This is a genomic window from Ruegeria sp. HKCCE3926, assembly GCF_017872515.1.
Classification (GTDB): Bacteria; Pseudomonadota; Alphaproteobacteria; order Rhodobacterales; family Rhodobacteraceae; genus Ruegeria.
This window is the reverse complement of the sequence record NZ_JAEDOU010000019.1, coordinates 2,501-6,175: the sequence shown is the minus strand read 5'-3', so window position 1 is coordinate 6,175 and position 3,675 is coordinate 2,501. Positions and strand designations below refer to the sequence as shown.

Genomic DNA, 3,675 nt, shown 5'->3' with positions numbered 1-3,675 from the left:
TGGTTGCGGGAGTAGGATTTGAACCTACGACCTTCAGGTTATGAGCCTGACGAGCTACCGGGCTGCTCCATCCCGCGACAGTTTTTGTGACCTAGCGCTTACGCTAGTTGAGGTCTTTGGTTGGCCTATCGCTTGCGCTATTTGAGGCCGGGTATTGTGTCATCGTGTTAGAGAGATATGGGCTTTTTCTAGGTTTGGCGGTGACCTACTCTCCCGGGGCTTAAGCCCAAGTACCATTGGCGCGGCAGTGCTTAACTTCCGGGTTCGGGATGGGACCGGGTGTTTCACTTGCGCTATGACCACCAAACCGAGGAAAAGCCCATGTCGACTTTTTTGCGGAGCAAGAAAGCGACGGTTGGCAGGCAGCGTATTCGCTTGCGAATGCGCGGTGCCACTCGGTTATATAATCAACCAACATCGCGGCTTGGCGCTGCGACGCTGTCCATAATCAAGGTCAGTGTATGCTTTTGGTGATTTGTCTTTCCATTACTGGATCAAATCAAGCCTATCGGGCGATTAGTACCGGTCAACTGAACGCATTGCTGCGCTTACATCTCCGGCCTATTGACGTGGTGGTCTTCCACGGCCCTCAGGGAGACCTTGTTTTGAGGGGGGCTTCCCGCTTAGATGCCTTCAGCGGTTATCCTGTCCGATCATAGCTACCCAGCACTGCCGTTGGCACGACAACTGGTCCACCAGTGGATCGTTCACCCCGGTCCTCTCGTACTAGGGGCAACTCCTCTCAAGTCTCCTACACCCACGGCAGATAGGGACCGAACTGTCTCACGACGTTCTAAACCCAGCTCACGTACCTCTTTAAACGGCGAACAGCCGTACCCTTGGGACCTGCTCCAGCCCCAGGATGAGATGAGCCGACATCGAGGTGCCAAACACTGCCGTCGATATGGACTCTTGGGCAGTATCAGCCTGTTATCCCCGGCGTACCTTTTATCCGTTGAGCGATGGCCCTTCCACTCGGGACCACCGGATCACTATGGCCGTCTTTCGACTCTGCTCGACTTGTCAGTCTTGCAGTCAGGCTGGCTTCTGCCATTGCACTCAACGAGCGATTTCCGACCGCTCTGAGCCAACCTTCGCGCGCCTCCGTTACGCTTTAGGAGGCGACCGCCCCAGTCAAACTACCCGCCACGCAGGGTCCCGGATCCGGATAACGGACCGCGGTTAGACATCAAGAGTGCGAAGGGTGGTATCTCAAGGGAGGCTCCACAGGTACTTGCGTTCCTGCTTCAAAGCCTACCACCTATCCTGCACATCACAATCCTGATGCCAGTGCGAAGCTGTAGTAAAGGTGCACGGGGTCTTTCCGTCTAACCGCGGGAAGCCTGCATCTTGACAGGCAATTCAATTTCGCTGAGTCGATGTTGGAGACAGCGGGGAAGTCGTTACGCCATTCGTGCAGGTCGGAACTTACCCGACAAGGAATTTCGCTACCTTAGGACCGTTATAGTTACGGCCGCCGTTTACCTGGGCTTCAATTCAAGGCTCTCACCTCTCCTTTTAACCTTCAGGCACCGGGCAGGCGTCAGACCCTATACGTCGTCTTGCGACTTCGCAGAGCCCTGTGTTTTTAATAAACAGTCGCCACCCCCTGGTTTGTGCCCCCAGCCCCTAGTTGCCTAGGAACCGGGCCTCCTTCTCGCGAACTTACGGAGGTATTTTGCCGAGTTCCTTCAACATCGTTCTCTCAAGCGCCTTGGTATGCTCTACCAGTCCACCTGTGTCGGTTTAGGGTACGGTCTGATGGAGGGCTATTTCCAGGAACCACTCAGCAGCCCAATCAATCCGATAAGATTGAACTACACCTGTGATCCGTCACATCCTCCTGGCCTAGGAATATTAACCTAGTTCCCATCGCCTACGCCTTTCGGCCTCGGCTTAGGGGCCGGCTTACCCTGCTCAGATTAGCTTTAAGCAGGAACCCTTGGACTTTCGGCGAGAGTGTCTCTCACACTCTTTGTCGCTACTCATGTCATCATTCTCACTAGTGATCTCTCCACCGGATCCCTCACAGGCCGGCTTCATCGAAAGAACTCTATCCTGCGCTACCGCCTATTCGGCTACTTGAGCGCGATTACTCGCGCCACATAACCGGCGGCAATACAGGATGAGTTCTATGTCACACTACGCTCTGCTACCATGCCTTACGGCATCCTAAGCTTCGGCTCATGGCTTGAGCCCCGTTACATCTTCGCCGCAGGACAACTTGTTTAGACCAGTGAGCTGTTACGCTATCTTTAAAGGATGGCTGCTTCTAAGCCAACCTCCTGGTTGTTTTGGTCGTCCCACCTGCTTTCCCACTTAGCCATGAATTGGGGGCCTTAGCTGTAGGTCAGGGTTGTTTCCCTCTCCACTACGGACGTTAGCATCCGCAGTGTGTCTGCCATCTAGTACTCCCGGGTATTCGGAGTTTGGTTAGGATCAGTAAGCCTGTGGGGCCCCATTACCCATCCAGTGCTCTACCCCCCGGGGTATTCGGATGACGCTCTACCTAAATAGATTTCGCAGAGAACCAGCTATCTCCGAGTTTGATTGGCCTTTCACCCCTAGGCACAGCTCATCCCGATCCTTTTCAACGGATGTGGGTTCGGTCCTCCAGTAAGTGTTACCTTACCTTCAACCTGGCCATGCCTAGATCACTCGGTTTCGGGTCTGATCCCACGAACTCATTCGCCCTATTAAGACTCGCTTTCGCTACGCCTACACCTAACGGCTTAAGCTTGCTCGTGAGACCAAGTCGATGACCCATTATACAAAAGGTACGCCGTCAGCTCGCAAGGAGCCTCCGACTGATTGTAGGCGTTCGGTTTCAGGTACTGTTTCACTCCCCTCGTCGGGGTGCTTTTCACCTTTCCCTCACGGTACTGGTTCGCTATCGGTCAGCAAGGAGTACTTAGCCTTCGAAGGTGGTCCTCCGATCTTCAGACAGAATTTCACGTGTTCCGCCCTACTTAATACGTCCGTCAAAGCTTCCTATACGGGGCTGTCACCCGCTATGGCCACGCTTCCCAACGTGTTCTAGTCACTTATCCGGCTCGGCTGGTCCCCGTTCGCTCGCCGCTACTAGGGGAGTATCAATTGATTTCCTTTCCTCCGGGTACTTAGATGTTTCAGTTCCCCGGGTTTGCTCTTAAAACCCTATGTATTCAGGTCTTAAGTACCTGTTCATGCTCATTATTGATTAGCACAGCTAACAATAACAAACATTCAGGTGGGTTGCCCCATTCAGAGATCCATGGATCAAAGCTTATTCTCAGCTCCCCATGGCTTATCGCAGAGTATCACGTCTTTCATCGCCTCTTGCTGCCAAGGCATTCACCAAACGCCCTTCTCGCGCTTGATTTGATCCAGAAAAAGAAAGACTTGATATTGGCACTACCGCCTATTCGGCTACTTGAGTGCGTTTGACCGCACACAACCAAAGCTGCGCTAGTAATCAAATCGATCGAGACCGCCCAGCTGGTAACTAAAGGCAGTCATTCTTCTGAACCAAAAACATACATTTCCCGCCCCCGCCACTTGGACGAGGACAATTGAGCAACCCCATATGGTCTCCCAGCCGTGCAGCTGATCAACGCAGGTCGCTCGGGTTAGTATATTTGACTTGGACAACTCTGTTCTTTTCAGTCGCGATACACGAGACAGGGCCGGCTAGAC

General features: G+C 53.3%; 1 tRNA gene and 2 rRNA genes. All 3 read right to left on the bottom strand.

Going from position 1 to position 3,675, the window contains the following annotated elements:
* Window positions 1-77 (bottom strand) — tRNA-Met (locus I9184_RS20810).
* A gap of 115 nt (window positions 78-192) precedes the next feature.
* A 5S ribosomal RNA gene (gene rrf, locus I9184_RS20805) occupies window positions 193-307 on the bottom strand.
* 188 nt (window positions 308-495) lie between these two features.
* Window positions 496-3,361, bottom strand: a 23S ribosomal RNA gene (locus I9184_RS20800).
* Window positions 3,362-3,675: the final 314 nt, after the last annotated feature.